This is a genomic window from Arthrobacter sp. NPDC058192 (genome assembly GCF_042883665.1).
Lineage (GTDB): Bacteria > Actinomycetota > Actinomycetes > Actinomycetales > Micrococcaceae > Arthrobacter.
The window spans coordinates 156,352-182,423 of record NZ_JBHVVJ010000003.1 but is presented as its reverse complement, the minus strand read 5'-3'; the positions used below and the strand labels follow the sequence as shown (position 1 = coordinate 182,423).

Genomic DNA, 26,072 nt, shown 5'->3' with positions numbered 1-26,072 from the left:
AAGTCAGCTAGGAAGCCGCATCCACTTGGGGAGTGATCCGCTCGTCTTCCCTGCCGAACATGCCAGCAAAGAGCAGAGCCAGAACAACGAGGAGGAGCGCAACGCTCGCAGCGATGAAGAGGCTGATCACAAAGTCCTCAATCTTCGTGACGACGATACCCAAGCAAAAGGCCAGGGCCAGAAGATTTGCGATGACGGCAGCCTCCCTCCATTGCATGAGTCGCCGGCGCCACTTCCGGGCCGAGATCTTGGCAGGGGAAAGGCGGTCCTCCAAGGCAAGGAAGACCAACAGAGCCGGGATCACCTGAGCGAGCAAACCTGCAGAACTAACGTCAATAGTCATGGCCGGAGCATACAGAAAGTCACCGACAGTCTCGCTGCCCCTGACCTCGTCGTCTGTATGGCCGAAACCCGGGGCGGTGAATCACTTATCCAAGCGATCCAGCAACGTACGGTAACGCTCAGAATCGTCCTCCGAGGACTTTCGAAGGTCACCAAGCCGCGAAAGCATGTCCGTCCGGTCCTCCGGTGTGGAGCGATGCCACAGCGCGAGGACAGTCGTCAGAGTCACACTAGCCATAGTCAACGTCGCCAACGGACCTCCGTCATGGTCCAGCCGCGCATCCCACTCAATGCTCGCCAGTTTGGTGAGATCCCAAATCAGATATATCCACGACTCGAGCTCTTTCATCAGATCGGGCGAGTCAGAGTCGAAACTCATGCGAACGCGAGCAGATTCCATCTGGACAAATGCCTCCTCGATGTCGCCTCCCCGCCGAAAAACGTTGGCGCACGATTCTACGGCTGTGATGAGGTCGGCCGTGGCGGTGAAGTATCGCGCTTTGGACGCCTCAGACCTCTGAGCTTCGAGCTGGACCTTCATCGAACTCCGTTGTTCAAGTAGTTCACGGTGGTATTGAAACTTCTGCTCCCGCGAAGCGGTTGCCGCAAGATTCCGCTGCTCGGCCAGAGCCCGCTCAGCAATGTCACGTTGTTCCTGAAGTGCCTCCGAAGCGAGCCGCTGCTGTTCCTTTAGAGCAGCAGCGGCCAACGTGCCCTGGTGCTTGTTCGTCAGCCAAACTACGAGGAACGCCACGCCTGCGGCAAGGACGGCGCTTGCCAGTGCACCGATCAGGCCGTTCCAAAACGCGATCCACGTGCCGCACGAGACCCAAAGCGCATCACCACAAACGATCAAATCCATCCCCGGATCATATACGCGGACGGCTCTTGGCCTGTCCGAGAAGGGACCAGCATGGCTAGGCAATACGGGCAGATCAAGGTTGGAATCTGGGTTGATGATGACTTCCTGGACCTGTCCCCCATGGCCCAATGGTTATTCATCCACCTGTCCACGCACGCCGACCTCAGCCACTGCGGCGTCGTGGACTGGCGACTCGAACGCATCGTCCCAAAGGCGAAGGGCCTCACCCTGAACATCCTCGAGTCTGCCGCCCAGGAACTCATCGAGAACGTCTACATAGTGGCGGACGACGACCCGCGCACCCGGTGAGGATCACCGCTGGATGGCGCCAGCAGATTCAGGTAATCACCACAAGGGGGTCCGAAGGCCAAACCTCACACAGGCGAGATGGGCGCTGACCGTTCCGCCCGCAGGTGTTCAACCTCGACTACCTCGTGGACTACTACGTCGGCCGCCGACCCGGGCCCCGCGAATATCGGAAGCCCTGGCGCGTGACCGTCGACGGCGAAACCCGCGGCAAGTACCGCACGCATGCTCGGGCTGTTGCCAAGGCGGCCAAGATCGCACGGACGGCGAAGAAATAATGGGCAGCCTCAAATTCGAACTGAGCATCGCCGGACGCTCGACGACCATCGAAAGCTCACGGGATGAGTTCTACGACATGTAATCCAGCGAGCGCACTCAAGGCATCAGCGTCATCGCCGAGATTGAAGCATCAGTCCAGCGACTCCTGAATGGCGCCTCACTCCCCGGCGATAAGCCTCTGCGGGCCACCATCGCCGAGGCCAAGGAGTGAAGCGCAAGCCTGGCGGCCACACGGCGCGCACGGATCCGGCAACCGATCGCCTCTTCCGGACCATGCGCGCAACCGTCGAGCTCGTCCGGGACCTCGACGGGCGCCTCAGCGACGACGCCAACGTGCACCTCCGCGCCGCAGCACTCGGCGTGATGACTGCTTATGGCGAACTCACCGGACTGCCCGCACCAATCCAAATCATCGAAGGGACGAAATGACGTTCTACGGGAAAGCCCGAAACCACCCCGGCCCGGCGACTCCGGAAGTTCGCGTACCGGGTCTACGACGGCGGCTCCGATCGCGAGATCAGCTCCCATGAAATCTACTTCTACGAAGCCGGACGAGTCGGTTTCTGGAACCACGGCGACAGCGACGGCGAGCGCATCCTCGTGCTATCCACCAAGGCGTTCACCGTCAGAGAGGTGCTCAACAAGTGAGTCACGAATGCACCACTGAGGATTGCCGGAACCACACCAGCACATACCTGTGCGGACGCTGCACATCCGACCTGCAGCAGTGGCTCGATAAGGTGCCCGTCCTCGTCCGCGAGCTCAGCGTCACCGTGGCCAGGCTCGACAACGTCAGGCCAGCAGGTGGTGGTGGAGGTGGCGGCCACCAGCCCGGATCCGCGGCGCCCATAAGCCTCGACGCCCTCCAGCTGCAAGAGAACCTCCGCAGCGTCGGGACGGATGCGAAGGCCTATGCCCAGGACAGCCGAGCGGCCGGACTCGCGTGGCTCATTCAGGACTGGGTCACCAAAGCCGAGCTACTCGTCAGCGGTCCCGACGAGCCACCCATCAACCACGCCGCCAACCGCGAGCGCGTCCGCAACATCGCACCGGCAATGCCAACGCGAGAACTCCTCCCCTGGCTGAGGCAGAACGCCAGGATCGTCGTCACCAGCATGGACATCCGGAACTGGGCACGCCGCGGCAAACTCAACCCAGTCGGCCGAGAACCGCAGCCGACCTACCACCCGCACGAGGTCATCAATGCATGGCACGACACGCGGGTCCCTTAGGTCGCAGCGGGCCACAAACTGAAGCCCCGCCGACCCCTACCACGGCGGGGCTTCATATGTTGTCACGTCATCGGCCCCAGACGTGGCGATTTCGTGCTCCAGGCACACTCAGCAATAATGAGCTGATGCCCCGCTCGTCTAAAGAGTCTCAAGTGCCCCAGCGCCTGCTCGATCCCACGACCATCGGGGGCGTTGTAGCTTGATCAAGTGGTTGTACCAGTTCCCGAGGCTCCGCAGGTTCTTCGCCAGCATCTGGTCCACGCTCTTATCATCGGCCGTTACCTTCGCGGGCGGCGCGCTAGTCACGATTGGGCTGCGTGACCTAAGCAATCCGGGGAAGAAATTCATAGCCTGCGGGATTCTCATCCTTTCCCTCGGATGGTTCCTGGCTCACGTCGCAAAAAAGTTCGAAAACGAAGAGAAGGACTCTTCCAAGCGAGACCTTGAGGGTGCCGGCCGGAAGGCAGTGGCGGCATTCAACGGTCGCCTGTCTCATGTGTATACGTTGCTGCTGAAGGTACTGGACCCGGTTACAAGGCAAGCGAATCTCGAGGCGTACATCCAGTCCGCCATGACGAGCTCTGTATCGCTCTTCGATGTGGAGCGGGCGAGGGCATGCCTGTACATCCTCGACGGATCTGTGACCAAGGCCGACAGCGACAAGCCAAGCCTGCTGGTTCACCGCCCCCCGCACTGCGGCCGGGCCGACTCGCCACGACGGGACTTTCGAAGGGGCACCGATCACGGCGATCTCCTATTCGACGTCCTGGCCACGCGGCAGCCCCTACACATCACGGATACCTCAAAAACGAACAAGCGTATTGATTCGGAAGCAAAGATATACAACTCATTTGTCGCCGTGCCCATATACTCTGGTAACGACGAACTCGGCGTCCTGACGCTCGATGCAGTCGTGGCGGGCTCACTGACCGACGATCATGTCGTGACTGCCCAAACGCTAGCTTCCATGCTCGCGATTGGTCTTCATCTGGCCGCTCCGAGCGAGCCGGTGGTGCCCAGTAGAACGCTAACAGTCCGCAGCCTTCGCACGGCACCGTATCCGGCATCCGCGACCAGAAGTACTGTAGCCTTTGACCAACGCAATGAAGGGAGCAACAATGGCTGACGTTCATGACGTTGCTGCTTACATAGTTTCCAGGCTCGGCAACATGTCCACCATGAAACTGCAGAAGCTGTGCTACTACAGTCAAGGCTGGCACCTCGCATGGGAGGGTAAACCGCTCTTCCGAGCACGGATCGAGGCTTGGCGACTCGGCCCCGTCGTACGGGAACTTTATGCATATCACCGCCTCGAAGCTTCGGTGGACGTTTGGGAAAAAGGCGATGCATCCCAGCTGTCCCACACGGAACGCTCCGTAATCGATGACGTTTTGGCTGCATACAAGAACATGAGTGGGCTGCAGCTCAGCGAACTGACCCATCAAGAAGAGCCTTGGCTTAAAGCCCGGGGGTCGTCGCATCCGGGTGCCAGCAGCAATCAGGAAGTAAAGATTTCTGACATGGAGGCCCATTTCCGGGCGCTCGCTCAGGAATCGCGGGCTTAGAGTTCCTGCCGGCTCAACTTCTGAACCTCTCGAGCGCCATGCAACCCGCCTCACCGCCAAATCCCGGTGGTGGGGCGTTCTGCGTTGGCATGACAGTCCCGCAGGCAGGCCGACACCACCCCAACGAGTTGCTCGGTGACTGGCACGACACGCAGAGGCCCAGATAAGTCGCCATGGAACGCACAAATCAGATAGTGTGTCAGATCGAGGGAAGAAGTGTTTCCCCACCAAGCCGGATCGCCAACAGCGACCGGCTTTTTTGTTGCCATCATTCCCCCATGGAGGCCGCATCCCCCGCCCAGGGTCAAGCGCACCGCCGCTCGCCGTGATGGCGCCGGCACAATGCTCAGTAGCTCAAATGGCAGGGCACCCGGCTGTTACCCGGGAGGTTTCAGGTTCGACCCCTGACTGATCAACTGACGGTGACCGCCCCTGACCAACCATTGCGCACAGCAGCGGAGCCAGTAGCCGTCCAAAAGTCCGATGCTGCGGCACCCAACGGACGAAAGCGCCAGGCAGATTTCTGCTGGAGACATGCCGCATCCGAGTACTGCAGAATGTCGCAGCCCAATGTGAGACTAGCTGCATGACCAACGACTATGCCCCGTTCAGGATCACCGGAGTCAACACAGCCACCATGGGCGTGCCGACGAACGATGGATCCCCGGGCTCTGCTCTCTACGCTGTTCCCCTTACGCTCTCCCGTCCACTGAGCAACTTCGAACAGCAGGCTATGGTAGCCGTTTGGGATGCGCCGCCATCCTCCACGACGATGCACCGCCCTGGCACTGCTCGCTGCTACATGGACTCCTTCGTTCTCAGTTCGACGACGGTCGAGGAAGTGCGAGATTACCACCTTCAAACGCTGACCGGCGTTGTGGCAAAGGTGAATGAACTGTCGGAGCGGAACCACCGGGAAGCAATTCAGCGCCACGACGCGGAGGCAGCCCGATTGGTGGAACACAAGAAAAACGTTGAGGATGTCGCGAAGGGATTGTCCTTCTGACGCGGCCAATAACTCAAGCCGACGCAAAATACTGACGCCGGACGCAGAGGAGGCATCATGCGCCTATACCGCGCACTCTGTGCCTGGCTCGAAGCAGCGGCAGCAGCCATCAGCAAACCCCACGAGTACGGGCCCAAAGGCGCAGGCGAAGCACGAAGCGAGCATGCGCACTCCTTCACGTCCCCTCCCGAGATGCATAGCGGCTACCCTGGCCGATCGATCGATGACGACGACAGCGGCGCCTACCGGGCAAGGCCTGTCGGGTTCAGCCGGAACTGACGTGGCCACATCGCGCACTGGCACTTCCCAGTACAAGAAGGCTCGCAGGCGCATGCTTCACCTCGCCCAAGCACAAGGCATAGAGCGCTGCCCATACTGCCAGGTCAATCTTGACTACCAAGTCAGCCTCAAGCCCAGCAGCGCCGAGACAGACCACGTCATAGCCCATGCCAAGGGCGGACAAGACCACGTCGACAACCTCGCAGTGTGCTGCAGACGATGCAACCAACCAAAAGGCGATCGACCAGCACCCAAAACCAAAATCATCCTCGCAGCCAGGCCACTCAAGACAAGCAGAGCATGGTGACTGTGGACAACCTGCGGATAGCGCTTTTCCTTATCCCAGACCCCATAAAAAAGGGGTAGGGGGAGTACCCCCTCCCCCACCGCCCGCGCCTCGCTCCCCGGGCATAGCGAAAAATATCCCCCCGAGTTGCTCAACCGCAGGAACGCACCAAGCTCGCAGTCGCTTCCTTCGCGCGTCGGATGGAGTCCAGCGCTCCTCTTCGCTCCGATTTGTCGGCCGCTTGGAACCACACGACGATGGCTGCAGAAGTCCTTGCAGTTATCTGGAGCAGTTCCTTCCGGGCTCGCTGATTGCCAGCCACTACTTCCGGAGTTTCCTCAAGTTCACCGATCATCTGCATAAGAGTCTGTGCAAGGTCCGTGTGCTCACGCTCGAGTCGGAGGCTGTGGGCAGCGAGAATGATGGAGTCAATCTGCTCACTCATCTGCTCCGCCGATGCCTTTGAGGCCCTATTCACGAGCCACAGGCCAGACAGAATGCCCGCAGCAGCCACATGTGCCCGCTCCCTTGTTGCTTCTGATTTCTGAGCCTCAAGTTGCTCGGAATGGAGGCCGCGTGCCGTCCGCAGTTGAAGCCGATGATTCTCTTCCTGGTGTTCAATGGTCCTGCGCAGTACCCACACTGCTACCGCTCCACCGGCAACCGAACCGACCAAACCTGAGAGCAACACGCCCCATTGATGCGGCGTTACACCAAAGACATTCCCCAGCGCGCCTGCGTCAACGCGGAAGCCGGTGTGTCCGACCATGACGCCAAAGCCGAAGACGAAGGTTAGTGCTGCCAGAACTGCAACCCATCGTTCGCGTTGCCTGTTGTTGTGATTCACCCCCAAATCTCATCACACATCGCGTAAAAGGAGGCGAGGCCGCTTGGATGTTCCTGCTGGCCTTGGTGAGCGCGGTTCGGCTCTGAGGGACGCGATAGCGACGGCTGATGTTCCCCGCGACGTTATGGTCCTTGAGGCGGCGCGCTTGGCTGACCGTTTGGATGAGTTGGACAACATCATTCAGGGCAAGGGCGGATTTTAGGCCGACCGGCATAAACCAGTCGGCCGCAACGTACAAGGACTGGATCCCGGCGACCCCGGGCGCTAAGTACGTATTCCAGGCGAACATCACGCTTCAGACGGGCATGTGACCGGCGACATCCGCATCTCGGGGCGCACAAAGGACGGGGCGGCAACCGTCACGATCACCGGCGCGCCGGCGCTCGTGAACGGCGTCAATACCTACGTGGCCGACATCCCGGCGACGTGCTATTGGATCCTGCCAGAGGTCCGCGTCTCGGGGCTTGTCGGCAAAGCGACCATCGTGGCCAATAGCCTCATGCTCCGCAAGCAGGTAAACGCGGTCACGATTGAGGACGGTGCGGTCAAGGCCGCCAAGCTGGAGGCCACCCTGGCGCTGATCTCGGAAATCATCGCGGGCAACCCTGCCGGGACTCACGCGAAGATGACGCCAACCAGCTTCAAAGTCCTCGCGGCCAACGCCGCCGGCGGACTGCCGACCGAGGTTATGCGGATGGGCACCGACGCGGACGACTATTTCGGCGTGCTGAATGCCCAGAACGAGCTCGTCGCGTCCATCAGCTCAACGGGCGCGATGTCGGCGACCAGCATGGACGTCGAGGGATACGACCTGGTCACGAATACCGGCGGGATCATCCTAGGCGGCACGCAGCTAAGCGACACGTTGGACGGGCTCGGCGGCAACATCATCGCGTGGGCCTCAAGGTACACCGACGGCAAGTTCTACGCCGGCACCTCGGCGCACCCTTACCTGCACCTGCAGGCATCGCTCAAGGCCGGGCGCATGTATACGGTTTCGACCTCGCCGATCCACATGAAATCGGACACGGCGAACTCGGACACTATGGTCAAGCTGCACCAGGGACCCGCCGGCCGGGCCGCGACTATCGCGGACCCGGTCATCGACCAGGCCTATTCGCTTCCCGCGTCATGGAACACGAGCGTCCGCTCGCCGATCACGTTCAACCGGCTACTGACGACGACCACGAGCGGCGACTAGTCCCTGTTGCTCAGTTATCAGGTCGAGTCGGCCGGCCGCGGCAAGGTCATCGCGAACGGTTACCGCGGCGTGATTATGACCGTCACCGACATCGGCCCGGCGGTCCCCGAAACCGGCGAGGACCGGGACGGCACGGCCGACGCTCCCCCGGGCGGTTCCACCGGCGGAGAGGTCACGGCGCCGCCCGTTCGGAAGAACTACGACCAGACGTTCCCCGCAACCGGGATTCGGTCCTTCCTGGGTAACGGCGCCACGTACAACTGGGACTCGGGGCATATGTACTCGGGCCTGCAGTACGGCACGAGTAACGGCGACCTGTCCTCTATGGCGGTCTTTGGGTCGGCGATCTCTAGCGCGATCACCTCCGGCGGCACCGTCACCGGCGTCTGGGTCTATGTGTATTACGACTTCTGGTATCAGGGCTCGGGCGGCGACGCCTACATCGGTCTGCACGGGCAGACCGGGCTCACCTCGACGGCGCCGGCGAAAACCTACGCGCACGCGGCGTCGCTCGGCTGGCCACGTGCGGCCGGCCGCTGGATCAAGCTCAGCACGAGCACGTGGGACGGTTTCCGCACCGGCTTGCACCGAGGGCTCACCCTCGGCGGATCCGGTGGCGGATACGAGCGGTACGGCTACGCCCACGATCCGAAGATCCGGGTCACCTGGACGAAGTAACCCCACAACGCAGCGGGCCGCCTCACACCCTGGGGCGGCCCGCTGCTACGCGAAAGGACACAAAACATGGCAGACACAGAACTGCTGAAGTACGCCCGGATCCGCGATGACTACGAGCTGCAGCAGCGAGCGAACGCGGCCTTGCTGGTCCAGGCGCTCTATTGGGTAGCGAACCCGCCGGACATGACGCTGGAGCAGCGTCTCATGCGGGATTGGGTAGTCGACCACCCGCTGGAGCCGATCGAGCTGATGACTGCCTACGTGGCCAACATGCCGGAGGTCGCTGCGGCGTCAACTCTGCTCCAAGGCGGCGGCGTGGACACCAGCGAAGTCCTCGACTACAGCATCAAATACATCGTCGAGGCGAAGTGGAACGTCGTTGCCAATAACCAGTTCGGCGCCGCAGCGTGAAGCGGCCGGATCTGAATGGCCGGCGTGGAGCTTTCCAGCTCGTGGAGAGCGTCGTCTATCTCGTCGTCGGCGCTGCTCAACGGCGTATTGCTCGCCGTCATGGACGCGCTGCGGCCCTATGAGGTCTACCTGCCCGGCTGGGTCTTCCTCGGACTCAACGGCACGCTGGTAGCAGCGACCGCGCTGGCCGCCATCGTGACCAGAGTCCTCGCCGTCCCCGGCGTAAACGAGTGGCTGCGCAAGTATCGCGTCCTCCGCTGGTTCGCTCCCCAGGACGGCGGCTAGCACCATCCGAGCAACGGAATGCCCCCGCTGTCCTAAACGGACGGCGGGGGCACTTTTTGTGTCTGTCTAAGAGGCGGGCGCGGCCTCGACTGGATTGGACATGCCGGTCGGATAAACCGTGATCGACGCCATCTCAGTAGGCACGGGCGGCCCGATGAGGACAAAGTCCTTTACCGCCTTCGGTTTGGCCGACTCCATGTGCGCGTTGCCGGCCGCGATGAACTGGTTATAAACATCGGCCGACGCGCCAGACGGCCTGATCGAGTCGATGTAGGCGTCTGCGTTCGTGTACTTGAGTTCCTCGCCCGCAGGCGTGAAGATGCTGACGCCGTACATGTTCGCTGCCACGGTCCCTACCCGGTTATCTACGTGAACGGTCAAGTACGTCACCTTCGGCGCACCTGGTGCCAGCGCCCGGAGCTTCTCTATCTCGGCGTCCGGCTTGCCCGGGATCTGCAGCGCGCCCTTGGTGCCAGCGGCGTTCTCGAAGGTGAACGCACCGGGCTTGAGGACGATCGGCGCCGCAGCGGTCGGCGTGGCACTCGCGGTCGACGTCGACGGCTGGGCCGCCGGCGCTTGCGTTTGGGCACTGCAGCCCGTCGCCGCCAGGATAAGTACGATCGCGGCAAGAAGACGTTTCAAGGTGGACCCCCAAGTAGTTGATTGTTCGGCGAGCATACCGGGGCGGACCGACGATCAAAAAGTCGAGCCTCTTGACGGGCCGATACTCTTGGCGCATGGCATCGTTTACCCTCGACAGGACCGCTTACGAGTATCTCCGTCCTGATCCCGGACACCCAGCGGAGGAGACACGTTCGTGGGAGTACGGGAACTACCCCAAGGTCATGGCGAGCGTCCCGCTGGCCGGCGGCGCCACGCTGGACGTGTACGCCGTCGCCGAACGGTGGAACCCCTCTTATATCCTCGTTGCCTGGGGCGACGACGCTGACCACAAACACTGGGCATGGGTCCCCGCCGGCAACGTCCGCCGTGTCACCGATTCCGAATGGGACATCGAAGAATACCGGCGCTGCCCGGAGAAACTCCGCGCCATCCGGTGGGGCAACCGGCTCTCTGGCTTCCTGCTGGCATAAAGGGTGTCCATTAGAACGGCCCGTGACTAGCGTGGCCCCTCCACTGGAAGGCGTCAAAGACTGACTGTACGATTCGTTGGGCGATAGCCACGGACGCCACACTGATCTCCACCTCACCGTAGCTTCCATCTGCCAACGTGGTCCCATATCGATTGCCGTTCAGAAGGTCTGTGGCCATGAAGCCGTTAGGCGCATGGATCGTATCGTTTATGACCGGGACCGGCTCGATCCGGGCTTTTCGTTTCTTACCTTGCACTCGGTCCTCGGCATGATGGGCAGAATCCCGGACGGCGACCAAGCCCGGAAATGCCGCATCGAACTCGCTATAGGCCTTCTCGACTTGACCCGGCGCCGCGGGCAGGCACTTCAGCGTTTTTAGGGACTTGTGCATCGTATCCAGCGCATATAGGCAGGACTTCGCATGAAGGAACGGAAGCCGGCCAGTGTATGACTTGGGCACTTCGCCGGCCTGCCACCGCAGCCTCTTCGCTTCAATGTGTGATTGGTCGACAAGACTCCCATATGCCTCGCCGTACGCTTTGTACGCTTCTTCTTCTCCGTGCTCGGCCCTCAACCGGGACATCAAATCGCTCTCCATGCGCTTCAGAATGAGGTACTCCTGTTGCCTCTCCTGTTCCCGCTTTTCCTGATCGAAGCCCGGCTGCGCGTAGTCATTTGCGCTTGCCTCTTGGAAGAGTGAGAGTGACACGGCCGCATCGATGAGGCAGTCGGACAATAGGTCAAGCAGCGCGTTGATGTCTTGCATTTCACGCTCATCGTCAATACCTTCAAGCCATCCGCCAGGCTTTGTAAGCTCAAATACGTGCATACTGACTCCTTGATTCGTGGAACGCTAGCAGAGTCCCATGGTCGCACCTCTTCGCAGACCCGCCCGACATGTGATCAACAGTCCATGTACTAGCCGAGGGCGTCCGCTGCAGCGGCGTCGGATGCCTTGGACAGTCGAGCGTATACGCGCAGGGTGGTCTGTGGGTCCTCGTGCCCTAGTCGAGCCTGCACGACGTGGACTGGGACGCCGGCATCGAGCAGGTGTATGGTGTGCGCGTGCCGGATCTCGTGTATCCAAGGCTTGCGGTCCAGGCTGCCGTCCTCGAGCAGCCGCGCCATGAGGGGTTGCCAGACTTCTTTGTGGAAGCGGGAGTTGCGGACGTAGTCGCCGTCTGGCCGCTGGAACGCGAAGTCGTCCGGGCGCAGCGGCTTGAGGTGTTCGGCGAGCTCGGCTGACAGTGCCACGTTGCAGGTCACTGTGCGCCTCGCCTTCTTGGTTTTCGGCGGCCCGATCTCCTCACCCTGGCCTACCGACTTCCATGCTCGTTCGACGCGGACAGCGGCGCGGCCGTCGCGCAGGGTGATGTCCCGCCGGCGTAGTGCGGTCGCTTCGGAGTAGCGGAGTCCGGTGCCGGCCAGGAACCGGATGAACAGTGAGTAGTGCGGGTTGACGCGCTCGGCGAGCATGACGAGATCTTCGGGCGAGAGGTAGATGGCCTCGCGCGCTTCGTTGAGGTCTGCTTCTGCGACTCCCTTGGCTGTGTTGCGGGTCATTGTCTCGGCGTCCATGGCGGTCACGAACGCGGCGGAGAGCAGTGCGTGGACGTTCTGCTAGGACTTGCGGGACAGTGGCTCACCGACCTTCTGGTTGGCCCCTGCAGCACCTTGAGCTGGTCGAGCCAGTCGATCACAGCGGCCTTGTTGACCTTGTCGACGCGTGTCTGGCCGAGGTCGCTGCCGTCGATGTGGCCGGCTGCCATGCGCCGGTACTTAGCGATCGTGCCCGGCTGAGGTTTCCGCAGGAGGTCGATGTGGCGTATGACGACTTCGGAGACGGTCGGCGCCGTGGAGTCTTTACGGACCTTCGCTTTGGCGGCGAGCTTGAAGCTGTTCCCATTGCCGTCGAGGAAGTCTTTGAGTTCCTGCGCCTTTTGCTTGTCATCGAAGGTGCGCGACTTGAGCCCAGGCTCAGGGTCACGCCAGTTCACGGTGTGCGACTCGGCGCCGTTCGCCTTCACACGAGTCCGGATGCTAGCCACGGGATACGTCGCCTCTCAGCTTCCGCTCTACGGCGTCACGATGGGCTGCGAGCTCGGTGTGGCTGCTCCTGAATTTGACGCCGCACTCGCAGTACCACCTACCCCATACGTACTCGACGTCCGAGTGCTTCTTCAGCTCTTGGGCGATCTGATCCTCTCGCTCCTCGCCTCGTTCTGTCTCCGGCCTGTCCTGCATCTGTCCCATGCCTGTCCCCTAGCTGAGTCGTTTTTCGCCAACAAAATGGGCCTTCTCGCCAACAGGCAAAAAGAAAAGCCCTAGATCACTGGGATCTAGGGCCTACCTTAGGTGGAGATGGGGGGAATTGAACCCCCGTCCGATGTCGTGTTGTCAGGGCTTCTCCGGGCGCAGTTTGCGTTGGAGTTTCTCGGCCCCAGCCATGCTGCAAACAGCTGGCTGATCCGGGCCCAGTCATCTAAGAGTCCCGTTTACCCCGATGACGGAGGCAAACAGCAGTGGCTATTTAAATGACGCCAGGATCCGGGGCAATAGCAACCTCGGGCTGACGGACTGTCTTACTGCTTAGGCAGCGAGAGCGAAGTCAGTGCGTTTTGATTCGGCACTTATTGGTTTGCAGACAGCGTTTACGAGATAATTCTGCATCCTCGGCCCGCTTCACCTGTCGCGACTAACATCGTCGAAACCGATCATCCCCGTATTTTTTTATCAATTTTCTTTCTCGAACCAGGCTGGCCTTCCGCGGAATCCCATCCCGGACTACCCATCATAACGCACCGTCGGCCGGAATCATTCCCGCGTGGCCGGAACGGCGGCTGCGGCTTTCCTTCAGGTGCGGTCCCGCCTGCCGCTAGCGGCGGTTGCGTTCCCGCATGACCCGCTGCGCCTCGCGCTTGTCCTGCTGTTCGCGAAGCGTCTGGCGCTTGTCGTATTCCTTCTTGCCGCGGGCGACGCCGATCTCCACCTTCGCGCGGCCGTCGACGAAGTACAGCTGCAGCGGCACGATCGTGAAACCCGACTCGCGGATCTTGTGCGAGATCTTGGTCAGCTCCTCACGGTGCAAGAGCAGCTTGCGGCGGCGGCGCGCGGCATGGTTGGTCCAGCTCCCCTGGTTGTATTCGGGGATGTGGATGGCCTCCATCCACAGCTCGTCGTTGTAGAAGGTGCAGAAGCCGTCCACCATCGAGGCATGGCCCTCGCGCAGGGACTTGACTTCCGTGCCCATCAGCGCGATGCCGGCCTCGTACGTGTCAAGGATGTGGTAGTCGTGCCGGGCCTTGCGGTTGGTGGCCACTACCTTACGGCCACTTTCTTTGGGCACGGTAGGACTCCTCGGTTTGGTTGGCGGTTCACTCCGGCCGTGTGGTGCGGAGTGTTTCCAGTTTACGGCAGGACGGCGGCCCCGCGCTGGCGGACGGGCAGGCCGCCCGGGCTACAGCAGGGTCATGGGGTCCACGGCGCGGCCATTAAGCCAGGTCTCGAAGTGCGCGTGGCACCCGGTGGAGTTGCCGGTGGTTCCCGAATAAGCGATCAGCTGGCCCTGTTCAACGTGCTGGCCAACCGAGACCGTGACGGACGTGTTGTGGTAGTAGATCGTGGTCAGCGAGTTGCCCTGGACCACACCGTGGGAAATCTTCACCCGGTTGCCGCCGCCGTCGTTCCCCCAGCCCGCCGAGAAGACGGTGCCGGCCGCCGCGGCGTAGACGGGCGTGCCGCACGTTGCGCCGAAGTCGAGGCCGGTGTGCATGTAGCCGCCGGTGCCGTAGAAGTCGATGGTGCCCGGCGGCGTCGCACGCCAGCCGAACCCGGACGTGATGGGGATACTGGCCGCGAACGGGTGCCGGAGGCCGAAGGCCGAAGGCGGTCCCTGGACCGGGACGTACGGCTGGACGGCCTGGCCCCGGGCCCTGGCGGCGGCCGCCGCGGCTGCGGCGATGCGCCGCTGCTCGGCTTCCCAGGCTTCCCGGAGCTTGCGGTCCCGTTCCGCGATTTCCGCGGCCACGGCGTCCTGCTGGGCCTTGACCTGGGCGAGTTGTTTCTGGATGCCGGGCTTGGCGGCCTGGAGTTGGGCATCGAGCCGCGTGGTGTCTGCGATGAGCTTGTCCACCGCGGCCTTCTTGGCCTCGGCCTCGTCACGGGCGGCCTTCTCCCGCGCGAGCGCGGCGTCGGCCTTCGCCTTCAGCTCCGTGATCTCCGCCTCGACGGCCGCAAGCCGGGCCTGGGCGTTGACGTTGGTGGCGTTTTGCTGGGTGAGCTTGTCCATCGCGGAGTTCTGGCTGCGCAGGGCCTGGTCTGCGAGGTCGATGGTGTCCGTCAGGCTGCCGCCCTGGTTGGAGCCGAAAAACAGGGAGAGGTTGGACGGCACGCCGCCGGACTTGTACGCCTGGGTGGCGATCTGGCCGATCAGCTTCCGGGTGTCCGCGATTTTTTGCTTGTCCGCATCAAGCTGCTGGGTGATCTTCGCCTTGTTCTGCTGCGCCAGGTCCACGCGGGCCGCGAGGGCCTCCACTTCCTGGACCGCAGCGGCCACGCGGCCCTGGGCGTCCGAGAGCGCCTGCTGGGCGGCGGGAAGCTGGCCCTGGTACAGGACCAGGTCTGCCGCGGCCTTGGAGATCTTGGCATCGACGAACTCAAGGGAGTCCTGGACCCGGGCCGCTTGGTCCCGGAGCGCGGCCTGCTGGTCCTCCAGGCTGTCTGCGAATGCCACCGGAGCCGACGCGCCCATGCTCCCCGCGAGGACCAAAGCCAGGGTGGCGCTGATCATCCGGCTGCGGCGTCCCACCAGGCGGGCCCGGACGGAGTGCCGGAGGGGACGGCGGGTCATCGGTGTCATATACATTCCCTTTTCGTTGTGCACAGCTAGACCCGCAAGTATCGGCGGAGGGTCAGCAGGGAGGAAATTCCGGCCAGGACGACGCCCAGGCCAATCAGGGCGGGCGCCAGGATCAAGGTCTGCCCGGGTGAGATAAACGCGGTGTCCGGATACTGCTTGGCCATTACGTCGCCGAGGAAGAAGTGCGCCACGGCCCAAAGGGTGACGGAGGCCAGGGCCGCCCCGATCACCGCGGCGATCACGCCCTCGAGAATGAACGGCAGCTGGATGACCATCTTGGAGGCACCCACGAGCCGCATGATGCCCGTTTCGCGGCGGCGGCTGAACGCCGAGAGCCGGATGGTGGTGGCAATGAGCAGAATCGCGCAGACGATCATGACCCCGGCGATGCTCACAGCGACCAGGGACGCCGCGTTCATGGCGGAGAACAGCTTCTCCAGGAGTTGGCGCTGGTCGATCACGGTCTCCACGCCGGCCTGCGAAGAGAAGGTCTCGCTGATGATCTCGTACTTCTGCGGGTCCTTCATGTTGATCCGGAACGAGGCCGGAAGCTGGTCCGGCGTCACGGAATCGACGATCGGGGAATTGGAGAACTGCTCCTTGAAGTGCTTGTAGGCGTCGTCCTTGGACTCGTACTGGAAGTCGTTGACGTACTGGGCCACCGCGGGCGACTTCAGGAGCGCGCGCAGGTTCTGTTCCTGCTCGGGCGTCGCCGGGCCGGTGGCGCAGCCGGGCGCCGTCGAACCGTCACTGCAGAGGAAGATGGCCACCTGGACTTTGTCGTACCAGTAGCCCTTCATCTGGTTGATCTGGAGCTGCAGCATGCCGGCCGCGCCGACGAACGTCAGGGACACGAAGGTCACCAGGATGACGGAGATCACCATGGACAGGTTGCGGCGCAGGCCGCTGCCAATCTCGCCGAGAATGAATGCGAGCCTCACGCCTGGCCCTCCCCTGCGGTGCGCAGCTCGGCCCGCGACCCGGCGCGCGTCTCGGCCCTGGACACGGGAGGTGCGGCGGGAGGTTCGTTCCGGCCGCTGGCGTCGCGCAGGCGGCGCGATTGGCCCACCGCCGGAATCATGGAGGTGTAGAGGGCCCGGGCCTCGTCGCGGATCACGACGCCGTTCTGGAGTTCCACCACCCGTTTGCGCATCTCGTTGACGATGTCGTCGTCGTGCGTGGCCATCACCACGGTGGTGCCGTTCTGGTTGATCTTGTCCAGCACGCCCATGATGCCCATGGAGGTGGTGGGGTCCAGGTTGCCGGTGGGCTCGTCGGCCAGCAGGATGCCGGGCTTGTTCACGACGGCGCGGGCGATCGCCACGCGCTGCTGCTCGCCGCCGGAGAGTTCGTGCGGGAGGCGGTTTTCCTTGCCTTCCAGGCCCACGGTCTTGAGGACCTCGGGGACGGTGTCGCGGATCACGCTGCGGCTCTTGCCGATGACCTGCATGGCGAAGGCGACGTTGGCGAAGACGGTCTTCTGCGGCAGCAGGCGGAAGTCCTGGAAGACGACGCCGATCCCGCGGCGCAGGCGCGGCACGCGCCAGCTGGAGATGTTGGCGACGTTCTGGCCAGCGACGTAGACGGCCCCGGAGGAGGCGCGGTCCTCCTTCAGGACCAGGCGCAGGAACGTCGACTTGCCGGAGCCGGAGGCACCGACAAGGAAGGCGAACTCGCCACGGTCGATCTCAAGGTTGATCGAATCCAGCGCCGGCTGCGCCTTCTGGTCGTAGACCTTGGTGACATTTTCGAAACGGATCATGGCCCTTAGTACCCTGCAGGACGGGGCCGCGGAGGCCCGGTTCTGCTGCCGGCGCAAGGGCTTTCGTTTGGGGGAAGTAGAGCTCCGGCCCCTCGACTATACGCACGGGTAACAGCCGATCGGCCGGAACGGCGGGGCGTGTCGCGCGATTGTCAGGCACCTCCCAGCCCGACCGCTTTGCCGGGGGCAGATTCTACTTCTCGGCGTTGCGGTTGTCGGTCCGCCAGCGGATCCCGGCGTCAATGAAGTCGTCGATCTCGCCGTCGAACACCGCGGAGGTGTTGCCGACCTCGTGTTCGGTGCGCAGGTCCTTGACCATCTGGTACGGGTTGAGGACGTAGGAGCGCATCTGGTCGCCCCACGATGCCTTGACGTCCCCGGCGAACGCCTTCTTCTCGGCGTCCTCCTGCTCCTTCTTCAGCAGCAGCAGGCGGGACTGGAGCACGCGCATGGCGGCGGCGCGGTTTTGCAGCTGCGATTTCTCGTTCTGCATGGACACGACCGTGCCGGTTGGAAGGTGGGTCAGGCGCACGGCGGAGTCGGTGGTGTTGACCGACTGGCCGCCCGGGCCGGAGGACCGGAAGACGTCCACGCGGATCTCGTTGTCCGGGATCTCGATGGAGTCCGTCTGTTCGATCAGCGGGATCACTTCGACGGCGGCGAAGGAGGTCTGGCGGCGGCCCTGGTTGTCGAACGGGCTGATCCGGACCAGCCGGTGGGTGCCGGCTTCGACGCTCAGCGTGCCGAAGGCGTAGGGCGCCTTGACCTCGAAGGTGGCGGACTTGAGCCCGGCCTCTTCGGCGTAGGAGGTGTCCATGATGGTTGTCGGGTAGCCGTGCCGTTCGGCCCAGCGCAGGTACATGCGCATGAGCATTTCGGCGAAGTCCGCCGCGTCCACTCCGCCCGCCCCGGACCGGATGGTCACCACGGCTTCGCGCTCGTCGAACTCGCCGGAAAGCAGCGTGACCACTTCGAGGTCGGCCAGCGCCTTGCGGACGGAATCGAGCTCCGCCGCCGCGTCCGCCATGGAGTCGGCGTCGTCCTCGTCCTGGCCGAGCTCCACGAGGACCTCGAGGTCGTCGATCCGGGCCGCCAGCTTGTTGAGCCGCTCGAGCTCGGACTGCTTGTGCGAGAGCTTCGAGGTGATGACCTGCGCCGCCGCGGGATCGTCCCAGAGATTGGGTTCACCGGCCCGCTCGCTGAGCTCGGCGATGTCTTCCTTGAGCGCCTCGACGTTCGAGACGTTCTCGATGGACGCGTAGGTGGCCCGCAGCGCGCGGATTTCAGCGGGAAAATCAATGTTTGCCATGGTGTTTTTAAGCCTACGCTATGTGGCCCAGCCGCCCCGACTCTTCCATGGCGCCCCAGCCGTAGCCTGTTAGCCGGGGACGGTGAAGTAGCCTTTCGGGTCGTCCGCGCCGAGCAGGTCATGGTGGAAAGTGATGGCATCCACCGGTCGGGTGTCCGCGAAGAGTACGGCCACCGTCCGCGAGTGGACCACCGTGTAGCGGGTGGGGCCGTCCACCCAGGAATGGATCCCGGTGTACTCCTCGACGTCCAGCCCGCCGTTGAGCAGGCCCCGCTCCGAGAGCAGGTCATAGACAACGTTCCAGGCGCGATCCATCAGTTCGTTGATCGCCGCTTCCACTGTTGGAGCCGTCATGCCGTAATTTTCCCACCGGGCTCCGACAGCTTTGGGCACCAGCCGGGCGTGTCGCCATACTCGCAGGAGACCGCGCCCGCGCCCCATGAGGGTCCCTGCCGGGGCACGGCCCTGCCGCCCTCCACTAGCGCCCGACGAGGTCGAACACCGCTATGTTCCGCGGGGGTGGAGGCCCTGCGGGGTCGAATCCGTGGAAGCGCGCCAGTTGCATGGTGAACCAGCGGTCGAAGCTGTGAGCGCTGGATGCGATCCGATGGTCCTCTTCCCAGGGAGAATTCCCCTGGATGACAGGTATGACCATGTCCTGGCCATCTGAGGATTGCAGAAACACCTCCTCCGCAAGCCCGAGCCGGTCCCGTTGACCCTGCAGGTCGTCGCGGCGGGGGCCTGCCAGTTCTGCGCAGAATTCGAGCCACTCGCCTGTCAGACCGGGCACCAACGGGATGGTGAAGGCGTAGACGTTCCCGGCCGCGCCGGCTGCCGGCTTGGCCGTTATGGCGAGTTCAACCTGAGGGACCTTCACCCCGGGAATCGAGGTAACCTCACCGGCCGCTGGTCCTTCCTGGTAGACGACCAGCCAGTGGCCGGCAGGGCCCGCCTGTTCAAATGCCAGCTCCCGCCGCAGCCCTTCAGCCAGAGGAGGCGCAGCGCCACCGGACAGCGGACTGCCGGACAGCGGGCCGCCGGACAGCGGACTGCTCCGTTCCAAGTCAAGGACGAAGGCATAGGTATCCATCACGCTCCACCTCCCCTAAGGGTGAACACCCGGTTCACCTGTCCCTATAAGCTACGCGCGCCTGATCGGTCGCCGTAAGCCCTACCGGCTGAGGCGGGAGCGCGCCGTCGACCTCGCCTCGATCCGGATGCCGTCCGGCACCAAGAAATTGACCACCGGAGGGTGAACGGACGCACTGATCACCACGACGGCGGTGACCCCGTCCGGGCTGCCCGTCGTCGGCGCCACGCTCAGGCCGCTGAAGCGGCCGAACGCGCCGTCGCGGCCAAGGTAGTCGAGGACGGCGTTGCGAACCCGGGCCCCGCTGAGGACGGCGGACGGCGTGCCGCCGGCGTTGCCGAGCTGACCGAGGGTGAAGCTGTCGGCTGCGGCCACCGAGGCGCCGTCCGCGAGGGAGAGCAGTTTCTTGTGTTCCAAGTAGACGCTGGACGCAGCGATCACCACGGTTGCGACGAGCAGGGCGGTCATAACGAAGCCGATGATCAAGACGAGCACCTGGCCTTCCTGCCCGCGGGCCGGCGGCTGCCGTCCTGGTTGCCGACCTCCGGGGTCCTCGGTGGGCCTTGGCCCGCCGGCCGGGATTTTCACCGGAACCTCCCCACGAGCTGGGTGGCCGAGGCGCTGAGCCGGCTCGCGTTCAGATGGAGTGCGTCGCTGAAGGGCACGAACGGCAAGGGCACGGTGAGGTTCACGGTGACGGTGACCGCAGAGCCTGGAGCCAGGCAGTCCGCAGGTTCGCAGCGCGCGTCGATGCTCGCGTTTTCCGCCGGCTGTCCATAGTCGGCGAGCGCCACCAGCACGGCCCGCTCGGCGGCCGCCCGGCCGCTGGCCGCGTCCGGCTGGGCAACGTAGACCTTGGCGGCCTGGTCTGCGGCGCCGACCACGGCGAAGGACCCGCCCTGGATCTGGCCAACGGTAATGACGAAGTAAACCAGCGGCACCATCAGCAGCAGGGACAGGAAGATGAATTCGACGACCGCGCTCCCCTGCTCGGCGCCCTGTTCGCCGGCCCCGGCGCGACCCGGCGCTGCCCGTTCACGGCTGGATGGCTGCATGGCCCTTCACTTCCAGAAGCGCCCGGGGACCGATGAAGCCGACCACGGGCAAGGGTGCGCGGACCGTTACTTCCAGAGTGCGGATGCCTTGGTACGTCGATTCGCTGGTGGCAACATCTCCCGCGAACTCGGAACTGAGCGCCGTCGTGATCAGCTGGACCGTCCGGTCCCTCGCGTCCGCGGAATTGCGGTCGGCCAGTGTGCCGTATCTGGCCCCCGAAGCGGCGGCGTCGATCAGGGTGTTCCGGACGTGCAGCACCAAGGTGAGTTGCACGATCGCGAGGAAGAACAGCGTCGCCAACGAGCCGATCAGCACGAAGTCCACCACGGCTGCGCCGCGCTCAAGCCCTGCCCTGCGCCCGAGCGGCCTGGTGACACGTCCGCTCGGGCCGGCGCCCCCTGTTGCCACCGGGTTACTGTCCGACCTTATCCATGGCCTGGTTGAACAGTCCTTCCAGCGCCGGACCCGCCAGGGCCAGGAGGGCGGCGACGAGGACAGCAGACATCAGGGTGATCATGACCCAGCCGGGGACGTCCCCGCGCTCGGAATGGTGCACGCCGCCGCCGGTGCTATCCGCCGCCCGCCGCCGCGGCAAAGGAGACCACCACGTCAGCATGCTGAGCGTGCAGGCCACTAACGCCACCCGAGTTCCAAAGTTCTTCACCGAGTCCTCTTTCCTGGTTTGCTGGTTCTTCTGTTGTTTGTTTCCTAGAGGCCAAGGCTGACCGCGACCAGGCCGGGAAACACGGCGAAGATCACCGTGAGTGGAAGTACGCCGAAGACGAGGGGCACCATCATCCCGATTTCCTTTTTGCCGGCCGACTCCATCAGTTCCCGCTTAGCTGTGTCCCGCACATCTTGCGCCTGCGCCCGGAGCACGTCTGCAAGTGGTGTTCCGCGCTCCACGGCCACGATCATTCCGTCGACAAAACGGATCAGGGGTCCCTGATCAGTCCTGGATGAGAACTCCCGCAGGGCCTCAACGAGAGGCGTTCCGGCCCGGGTCTCCGCGAGAACGCGGCTAAATTCCTGCGAGAGCTCACCCCGGGCACTGCGGCAGACCCGGTCCAGTGCACCGGTGGCACTTTCGCCGGCGCTCACAGCCAGGGCCATGAGTTCGGCAATGCTGGGGAATTCCGCCATCATCCGGATTTCCCGTTTCTTGATCTGCGCGCCCAGCAGGTAGTCCCGGAGCAGGAACCCGCCGACGGCGCTCCCCAGGACGGCAGCGACTGCCACGAAGGGGCTGAAACGGCCGACGATTCCCCCCAGAGCCACCACGCTGACTGCCGTGACGAAACCGCCGGCAGCCCACACGAGTTGCTCGGCCCGGAAGTCCACTGCCGTTCTGGCGCTACCGGCGCGGGCAAGCCTGCGGTTCAGTGCCGCCGCGCCAAGGTTGATGCGGCCCAGCGACCTGAGACCGTCGCGGAAGGCCGGGCGCAGGATTCTTTCCAACGGCCCAAACGGAGTGAGGTTCCTTGGGGCAGTGCGCAGGAGCCGGGATTCCAGATTGTGCGTCCTCAATTGTGGCTCGATGCGTTCGATAAACGTCGTCGGCCGCATGAAGGGAAGCCGCACGAGGAACAGCCAGAGCCCGGCGCCGAGCACCGCCCCGCAAACTGTGGCGCCAGCCATCAGCCCCGTCACCGGAGGACCCGCTGTTCTTCGGGCAGGGCACCGATCCGCAGCATGATGGCATAGGACACCAGGGAGACGGCAAGCCCGCCTGCCAGGACCGCGGCCCCGACGGGGGTGTTGTAGGCCATCACGGCCTCCGGGCGGCTTGCCAGCAGCACCAGGACAATCCACGGTGCCGCCACGGCCAGCCGCGCGGCGTTGACGGTCCAGGACTGTCTAGCTTCCAGCTCGCTCCTGGTCCGTGCGCTTTCCCGCAGGAAATCGGCGAGGGTGCCCAGCAGCCGGCCGAGATCCGACCCGCCCACTTCCCTGGTGAGCCGGAGCGCCTCGACGATGCGGTCGGCCACGGGATCTGCCAGACGCTCTTTGAGCCGCGTGAGCGAAGGATCGAACTGGCCTCCCGAGCGGTAGTCAGCGCCGAAGTCCACAAACACGTGGCGGAGCTCCGCGGGGCCTTTCTCGCCCAGCTGGATGAGAGCCTCGGGCAGCGACAGGCCTGCGCGGATCGCTGACCTGAGGTGATCAACGACGTCGGGCCAGAGTTGGCGTAAGACAGACGTGCGCCGTCGCGCACGCCAGCGGACGACCGCCATCGGCAGCCAGCCGCCAAACAGGCCAAAGCATCCCGAGATCGGCCAGGATCCTGTCACCGCGAAGAAGGCCAAGGTCGTGAATGCCCCGACCCCCAGGCACGAGGCAAGCAGCCCGGCGGCGCTGACCCTTTCGATCCCGGCGCTCAGCAACAGGTCCTCGAGGCGGCTGGGGCGGAGCGTGCGGCGGGCTCGCTCAGGCTGCTCCCATGCGGACCACCAGATGAGCAGGAATCCGACACCGCCCGCAATTCCAAGGAGCGGCGCCATCACCGGGACTCCAGCAACGCCGCAACGTCGTAGCCGGAGCGGGCAAACTTTTCCGCAGCGGGCATGGAGTTGGCCTTCGGCACCAGTTGCCCGTCGGACATCGTGAACACCATGGAGGATTCGATGATCCCGTTTTCCACCCGGCGGCCCAGCGACAGGATCTCCGTGACCTGACGGCGCCCGTTGACGTGCCTGCTGCAGTGGATGACCAGATCGATGCACGAGGCCACGGTAGGAACCACGAAGGCACTGGAAATGTTGTCGCCGGCGAGCAACGGCAGCGTGCAGATCTTCGTGACCGCGTCGTGTGCAGAGTTGGCATGCACCGTGCACATTCCCGGCAGGCCCGAGTTCAAGGCGATGAGCATGTCCAGGCTCTCGGCCTCCCTGACCTCACCGACCACGAGCCGGTCCGGTCTCATCCGCAACGCCTCCTTGACGAGCCGCCGCAGCGGAATCTCGCCCTGCCCCTCCAGGTTCGGCTGCCGGCACTGGAGCCCCACGACGTCGCGCAACGGAAACTGCAGCTCGAAGATCTCCTCCACTGTGATGACGCGCTCGCGGGTGCCGATGCTCGCGGCCAGGCAGTTCAGCATGGTGGTCTTGCCGGCCTGGGTGGCGCCCGAGACCAGGATGTTGAGGCCGCTGGCGACGGCCGCCCCTAGAAACCGAGCCGCCTGCGGGGTCAGCGTTCCCAGCTCCACCAAATGCTCCAGCCGGCTGGCCTTGACCACGAATTTGCGGATGTTGATGGCCCAGTGACGCCGGGTGACATCCGGGATCACCACGTGGAGGCGGGAGCCGTCCGGGAGCGCGGCATCCACGAACGGGGAGGACATGTCCAGCCGCCGGCCGGAGCTCTTCAGCATCCGTTCCACCAGATCCCGGACCTGCTGATCCGTCAGTGACACGGAGGTCAGTTCCGATTCGCCGTTGCGCGCCACGTAGATCTCAGTCGGCGCATTGAGCCAGATTTCCTCGATGCTCGGATCGTCCAGGAGCGGCTGAAGCGCACCAAACCCCGCCACAGCGTCGAAGACAAACCTCCGCGCCGACTCCAACGGACCGAGCGGCGGCAACGGCGCCAGCAGTGCCCGTTCGTCGTAGTCGCTGACTGCCGCCTCCACGAGGCGGCGCACTTCACCGCTCTGCCGCAGTGGATCCAGTCCACGGCGACGGATCAACTCACGGACCTCGTCTTCGACGATGCGCACAGCTTCCACGGTGCCCCCCACACGACCGCTACCCATCCCCCTGGGGCAGTGCAATTGGGTTAAAAGTAGAGGAGCCCCCGCGTTCCGACAAGGGCGCCAGCGGCGCTTGTGGATAAGTTAGCGGCAGCGGCCGGCATGGCAGCACCACAGAATGCCCCTCCGCCGGAGACCGGCGCGGGCGTGCCACTCCCCGATGAAGCCACGGCCGGGTGGGGCTTCACTGTGCCGCGCTGTCGAAATCCTTCTGCCATTGGGCCAGCTCGCGGCCGACGTCCTGCCGGCGGCCGGGATTCCATCTGGGCAGGTAATCGGGGGCCGGCAGGTCGCGGACAGGCTCGGGCCTGGGCTTGGCCGGAGGCCCGGTCTGGACCCGCTTGGCTGCAGGCCGGGTCTGGACAGGCTTGGCCACAGGCCGGGTTTGGACGGGGTAGCGGGGATAGGTCGGCTTCGGATTGGCCGCCGCCAGATTGATGAGGGCGCGCACAATACTCAGAGACGCCCACAGGGCGAGCCCGGCCAGAATGTACTGCCAAAACAGGACCACGAGCGCGATGCCAATCAGCACAACGATCCACATGGCGCCACCATCGCATATGCCACACGCCGGGAGATAGGGCCTTACTCCCCTGGTTGCCCGTGCGGAAGATGCCGTCCCTGCACCGGCCCCAGCCCGCACCCCGGTGTGGCGGCGACTAGACTCGGACATTAGCCAACAGAAAGGTCGAAAGTGCCACAGCTGAGCGTGCTGCTCCCCGTCAAGGACGGGATGCCCTACCTGAAGTCAACCGTTGCCAGCACCCTGCGCGCGATGCCGCGGGACTCCGAGCTCCTTGTTCTGGACGACGGCAGCACCGACGGCACCGAAGCCTTCCTCGCAGGCACGAATGACAGGCGGCTCAAGGTCTTCCGGAATGAGCAATCAGCCGGCGTCGCCGCTGCTTCGACCACCCTGCTCTCGCACGCCAGCGGCGAACACGTCGCCCGCATCGACGGCGACGACATCTGCCTGCCGTGGAGGTTCGCCGTCCAGCGGCGAGCCCTCGAGGGCGTGGACATGGTGTTCTCGCAGGCTCTCATGATCAACGCCAAGAATGTCCCGTTCAGGCCACGCTTCGAAGCGGGCATCTCCGCCGAGGCCATGCCGCTGCACCTGCTGCTGACGAACGTGCTGATGAACCCGACGATGTACGCCTCCCGCGCCGCCCTGGAGTCGCTTGGCGGGTACCAGGCGACCCCGGCAGAAGATTATGACCTGTGGCTTCGTGCCGCGACGGCGGGGCTGCGCATGCGCCGCATTTCGCGGCTGCCAACCATCGCCTACCGGCGCCATCAGACCCAACTCAGCCAGACCCGGGCCTGGTCGAACGAGAACGGGGACAAGGTCCTCGCTGAATCGTTCGGCAAGCTGGCCGCGGACCGGATCGGGTTCCACGGATCGGCCTCCACCATCCTGTACAACCGGCCGGCGGCGGGAAAACCGTACCCGGAGGACCCCGACATTGCTGAATTCGCCCGTTGCATGATGGAGGCGGCCAGCCGGCTGGGTGAGCGCGACCGCCTCGGCATCGAGGCCCGGCTGAAGGCCAGCTACCGCCTCTGAGGGGAAGGC

General features: G+C 64.0%; 38 protein-coding genes, 1 tRNA gene and 1 other RNA gene. 16 read left to right on the top strand and 24 right to left on the bottom strand.

Annotation, left to right across the window (positions count from 1 at the left end; all coding sequences use genetic code 11):
- Positions 1-7: 7 nt before the first annotated feature.
- Positions 8-343, bottom strand: a complete 336-nt coding sequence (locus tag ACFVVK_RS04515; RefSeq protein WP_390264011.1) for a hypothetical protein — start codon at positions 341-343, stop codon at positions 8-10.
- A gap of 81 nt (positions 344-424) precedes the next feature.
- Complete coding sequence (locus ACFVVK_RS04510; RefSeq protein ID WP_390264008.1) at positions 425-1,204, bottom strand: hypothetical protein; 780 nt, start codon at positions 1,202-1,204, stop codon at positions 425-427.
- A 51-nt stretch (positions 1,205-1,255) separates the two neighbouring features.
- Between ACFVVK_RS04510 and ACFVVK_RS04505 the strand changes: the two genes are divergently transcribed.
- The 10 genes from ACFVVK_RS04505 (at position 1,256) to ACFVVK_RS04460 (ending at position 6,178) form a co-directional block, all read left to right on the top strand.
- Positions 1,256-1,513 carry a hypothetical protein gene (locus ACFVVK_RS04505; protein WP_390264005.1) on the top strand — a complete coding sequence of 86 codons (258 nt, stop codon included), beginning with the start codon at positions 1,256-1,258 and terminating at the stop codon, positions 1,511-1,513.
- A 104-nt stretch (positions 1,514-1,617) separates the two neighbouring features.
- Positions 1,618-1,788, top strand: a complete 171-nt coding sequence (locus ACFVVK_RS04500; RefSeq protein WP_390264003.1) for a hypothetical protein — start codon at positions 1,618-1,620, stop codon at positions 1,786-1,788.
- A 208-nt stretch (positions 1,789-1,996) separates the two neighbouring features.
- Positions 1,997-2,218, top strand: a complete 222-nt coding sequence (locus ACFVVK_RS04495) for a hypothetical protein (RefSeq protein ID WP_390264000.1) — start codon at positions 1,997-1,999, stop codon at positions 2,216-2,218.
- A 215-nt stretch (positions 2,219-2,433) separates the two neighbouring features.
- Entirely contained in the window at positions 2,434-3,021 is a 588-nt protein-coding gene (locus ACFVVK_RS04490) for a hypothetical protein (protein WP_390264387.1), read from the top strand.
- A gap of 199 nt (positions 3,022-3,220) precedes the next feature.
- Entirely contained in the window at positions 3,221-4,147 is a 927-nt protein-coding gene (locus ACFVVK_RS04485; protein WP_390263997.1) for a GAF domain-containing protein, read from the top strand.
- Positions 4,140-4,586 carry a Panacea domain-containing protein gene (locus ACFVVK_RS04480; protein ID WP_390263995.1) on the top strand — a complete coding sequence of 149 codons (447 nt, stop codon included), beginning with the start codon at positions 4,140-4,142 and terminating at the stop codon, positions 4,584-4,586. Before ACFVVK_RS04485 ends, ACFVVK_RS04480 begins: the two co-directional genes overlap by 8 nt.
- Positions 4,587-4,929: 343 nt before the next feature.
- Positions 4,930-5,002, top strand: a tRNA-Asn gene (locus ACFVVK_RS04475).
- 170 nt (positions 5,003-5,172) lie between these two features.
- Positions 5,173-5,592 (top strand): hypothetical protein, encoded by a 420-nt coding sequence (locus ACFVVK_RS04470; protein WP_390263992.1) that lies wholly within the window; start codon positions 5,173-5,175, stop codon positions 5,590-5,592.
- A 57-nt stretch (positions 5,593-5,649) separates the two neighbouring features.
- A complete protein-coding gene (locus ACFVVK_RS04465) occupies positions 5,650-5,871 on the top strand; it encodes a hypothetical protein (protein ID WP_390263989.1) in 222 nt (73 codons plus the stop codon).
- On the top strand, positions 5,816-6,178 hold the full coding sequence (locus ACFVVK_RS04460; RefSeq protein WP_390263986.1) for an HNH endonuclease: 363 nt from the start codon (positions 5,816-5,818) through the stop codon (positions 6,176-6,178). The genes ACFVVK_RS04465 and ACFVVK_RS04460 overlap by 56 nt, the downstream gene beginning before the upstream one ends.
- A gap of 130 nt (positions 6,179-6,308) precedes the next feature.
- Here the strand turns inward: ACFVVK_RS04460 and ACFVVK_RS04455 are convergent, their stop codons facing one another.
- Positions 6,309-7,004: a hypothetical protein gene (locus tag ACFVVK_RS04455; protein WP_390263983.1), complete on the bottom strand. Its 696-nt coding sequence runs from the start codon at positions 7,002-7,004 to the stop codon at positions 6,309-6,311.
- A 307-nt stretch (positions 7,005-7,311) separates the two neighbouring features.
- On the opposite strand from ACFVVK_RS04455, the gene ACFVVK_RS04450 reads away from it, so the two are divergent.
- The 4 genes from ACFVVK_RS04450 to ACFVVK_RS04435 all read left to right on the top strand — a co-directional run bounded on the left by ACFVVK_RS04450 (position 7,312) and on the right by ACFVVK_RS04435 (position 9,579).
- Positions 7,312-8,205, top strand: coding sequence for a hypothetical protein (locus tag ACFVVK_RS04450; RefSeq protein WP_390263980.1), 894 nt, complete (start codon positions 7,312-7,314; stop codon positions 8,203-8,205).
- Between the two features lie 6 nt (positions 8,206-8,211).
- Positions 8,212-8,883: a hypothetical protein gene (locus ACFVVK_RS04445; RefSeq protein ID WP_390263977.1), complete on the top strand. Its 672-nt coding sequence runs from the start codon at positions 8,212-8,214 to the stop codon at positions 8,881-8,883.
- A 66-nt stretch (positions 8,884-8,949) separates the two neighbouring features.
- The gene (locus tag ACFVVK_RS04440) at positions 8,950-9,294 is read left to right on the top strand and encodes a hypothetical protein (RefSeq protein ID WP_390263974.1); all 345 of its coding nucleotides are present in this window, start codon (positions 8,950-8,952) and stop codon (positions 9,292-9,294) included.
- 24 nt (positions 9,295-9,318) lie between these two features.
- A complete protein-coding gene (locus ACFVVK_RS04435) occupies positions 9,319-9,579 on the top strand; it encodes a hypothetical protein (protein WP_390263972.1) in 261 nt (86 codons plus the stop codon).
- 66 nt (positions 9,580-9,645) lie between these two features.
- Here the strand turns inward: ACFVVK_RS04435 and ACFVVK_RS04430 are convergent, their stop codons facing one another.
- Positions 9,646-10,221: a hypothetical protein gene (locus ACFVVK_RS04430; RefSeq protein ID WP_390263969.1), complete on the bottom strand. Its 576-nt coding sequence runs from the start codon at positions 10,219-10,221 to the stop codon at positions 9,646-9,648.
- A gap of 95 nt (positions 10,222-10,316) precedes the next feature.
- Between ACFVVK_RS04430 and ACFVVK_RS04425 the strand changes: the two genes are divergently transcribed.
- Positions 10,317-10,673 carry a hypothetical protein gene (locus tag ACFVVK_RS04425; RefSeq protein ID WP_390263966.1) on the top strand — a complete coding sequence of 119 codons (357 nt, stop codon included), beginning with the start codon at positions 10,317-10,319 and terminating at the stop codon, positions 10,671-10,673.
- A gap of 10 nt (positions 10,674-10,683) precedes the next feature.
- On the opposite strand, the gene ACFVVK_RS04420 is transcribed toward ACFVVK_RS04425, so the two are convergent.
- The 20 genes from ACFVVK_RS04420 to ACFVVK_RS04325 form a co-directional block, all read right to left on the bottom strand.
- The gene (locus tag ACFVVK_RS04420; protein WP_390263963.1) at positions 10,684-11,502 is read right to left on the bottom strand and encodes a hypothetical protein; all 819 of its coding nucleotides are present in this window, start codon (positions 11,500-11,502) and stop codon (positions 10,684-10,686) included.
- Between the two features lie 89 nt (positions 11,503-11,591).
- Entirely contained in the window at positions 11,592-12,236 is a 645-nt protein-coding gene (locus ACFVVK_RS04415; RefSeq protein ID WP_390263960.1) for a site-specific integrase, read from the bottom strand.
- Positions 12,237-12,256: 20 nt separating this feature from the next.
- Positions 12,257-12,721, bottom strand: coding sequence for a hypothetical protein (locus tag ACFVVK_RS04410; protein ID WP_390263958.1), 465 nt, complete (start codon positions 12,719-12,721; stop codon positions 12,257-12,259).
- On the bottom strand, positions 12,714-12,926 hold the full coding sequence (locus ACFVVK_RS04405; protein ID WP_390263955.1) for a hypothetical protein: 213 nt from the start codon (positions 12,924-12,926) through the stop codon (positions 12,714-12,716). Before ACFVVK_RS04405 ends, ACFVVK_RS04410 begins: the two co-directional genes overlap by 8 nt.
- 100 nt (positions 12,927-13,026) lie before the next feature.
- Positions 13,027-13,395, bottom strand: a transfer-messenger RNA (tmRNA) gene (gene ssrA, locus ACFVVK_RS04400).
- Positions 13,396-13,548: 153 nt separating this feature from the next.
- Entirely contained in the window at positions 13,549-14,019 is a 471-nt protein-coding gene (gene smpB / locus ACFVVK_RS04395; protein ID WP_390263952.1) for an SsrA-binding protein SmpB, read from the bottom strand.
- Positions 14,020-14,130: 111 nt separating this feature from the next.
- On the bottom strand, positions 14,131-15,531 hold the full coding sequence (locus ACFVVK_RS04390) for a peptidoglycan DD-metalloendopeptidase family protein (protein WP_390263949.1): 1,401 nt from the start codon (positions 15,529-15,531) through the stop codon (positions 14,131-14,133).
- 26 nt (positions 15,532-15,557) lie between these two features.
- The gene (gene ftsX, locus ACFVVK_RS04385) at positions 15,558-16,472 is read right to left on the bottom strand and encodes a permease-like cell division protein FtsX (protein ID WP_390263946.1); all 915 of its coding nucleotides are present in this window, start codon (positions 16,470-16,472) and stop codon (positions 15,558-15,560) included.
- Complete coding sequence (ftsE, locus tag ACFVVK_RS04380; RefSeq protein WP_390263943.1) at positions 16,469-17,293, bottom strand: cell division ATP-binding protein FtsE; 825 nt, start codon at positions 17,291-17,293, stop codon at positions 16,469-16,471. Before ftsE ends, ftsX begins: the two co-directional genes overlap by 4 nt.
- 193 nt (positions 17,294-17,486) lie before the next feature.
- A complete protein-coding gene (gene prfB / locus ACFVVK_RS04375; protein ID WP_390263941.1) occupies positions 17,487-18,602 on the bottom strand; it encodes a peptide chain release factor 2 in 1,116 nt (371 codons plus the stop codon).
- A 69-nt stretch (positions 18,603-18,671) separates the two neighbouring features.
- Entirely contained in the window at positions 18,672-18,956 is a 285-nt protein-coding gene (locus ACFVVK_RS04370) for a hypothetical protein (RefSeq protein WP_390263939.1), read from the bottom strand.
- A gap of 124 nt (positions 18,957-19,080) precedes the next feature.
- Positions 19,081-19,692, bottom strand: coding sequence for a hypothetical protein (locus ACFVVK_RS04365; protein ID WP_390263936.1), 612 nt, complete (start codon positions 19,690-19,692; stop codon positions 19,081-19,083).
- A gap of 81 nt (positions 19,693-19,773) precedes the next feature.
- Positions 19,774-20,187 carry a pilus assembly protein TadG-related protein gene (locus ACFVVK_RS04360; protein ID WP_390263934.1) on the bottom strand — a complete coding sequence of 138 codons (414 nt, stop codon included), beginning with the start codon at positions 20,185-20,187 and terminating at the stop codon, positions 19,774-19,776.
- Between the two features lie 89 nt (positions 20,188-20,276).
- Positions 20,277-20,747 carry a hypothetical protein gene (locus ACFVVK_RS04355; RefSeq protein WP_390263932.1) on the bottom strand — a complete coding sequence of 157 codons (471 nt, stop codon included), beginning with the start codon at positions 20,745-20,747 and terminating at the stop codon, positions 20,277-20,279.
- Positions 20,728-21,072, bottom strand: a complete 345-nt coding sequence (locus tag ACFVVK_RS04350; RefSeq protein ID WP_390264370.1) for a TadE family protein — start codon at positions 21,070-21,072, stop codon at positions 20,728-20,730. The genes ACFVVK_RS04355 and ACFVVK_RS04350 overlap by 20 nt, the downstream gene beginning before the upstream one ends.
- An 88-nt stretch (positions 21,073-21,160) precedes the next feature.
- On the bottom strand, positions 21,161-21,412 hold the full coding sequence (locus ACFVVK_RS04345; RefSeq protein ID WP_390263929.1) for a hypothetical protein: 252 nt from the start codon (positions 21,410-21,412) through the stop codon (positions 21,161-21,163).
- Positions 21,413-21,456: 44 nt separating this feature from the next.
- On the bottom strand, positions 21,457-22,386 hold the full coding sequence (locus ACFVVK_RS04340) for a type II secretion system F family protein (protein WP_390263926.1): 930 nt from the start codon (positions 22,384-22,386) through the stop codon (positions 21,457-21,459).
- Positions 22,387-22,394: 8 nt separating this feature from the next.
- Positions 22,395-23,249 carry a type II secretion system F family protein gene (locus ACFVVK_RS04335; protein WP_390263923.1) on the bottom strand — a complete coding sequence of 285 codons (855 nt, stop codon included), beginning with the start codon at positions 23,247-23,249 and terminating at the stop codon, positions 22,395-22,397.
- The gene (locus tag ACFVVK_RS04330; RefSeq protein WP_390263920.1) at positions 23,249-24,472 is read right to left on the bottom strand and encodes a CpaF family protein; all 1,224 of its coding nucleotides are present in this window, start codon (positions 24,470-24,472) and stop codon (positions 23,249-23,251) included. The genes ACFVVK_RS04335 and ACFVVK_RS04330 overlap by 1 nt, the downstream gene beginning before the upstream one ends.
- A 208-nt stretch (positions 24,473-24,680) precedes the next feature.
- Positions 24,681-25,040, bottom strand: coding sequence for a hypothetical protein (locus tag ACFVVK_RS04325; protein WP_390263917.1), 360 nt, complete (start codon positions 25,038-25,040; stop codon positions 24,681-24,683).
- 150 nt (positions 25,041-25,190) lie between these two features.
- Here ACFVVK_RS04325 and ACFVVK_RS04320 point away from each other — a divergent pair, with 150 nt between their 5' ends.
- On the top strand, positions 25,191-26,063 hold the full coding sequence (locus ACFVVK_RS04320) for a glycosyltransferase family 2 protein (protein WP_390263914.1): 873 nt from the start codon (positions 25,191-25,193) through the stop codon (positions 26,061-26,063).
- The last annotated feature ends 9 nt before the right edge of the window (positions 26,064-26,072 follow it).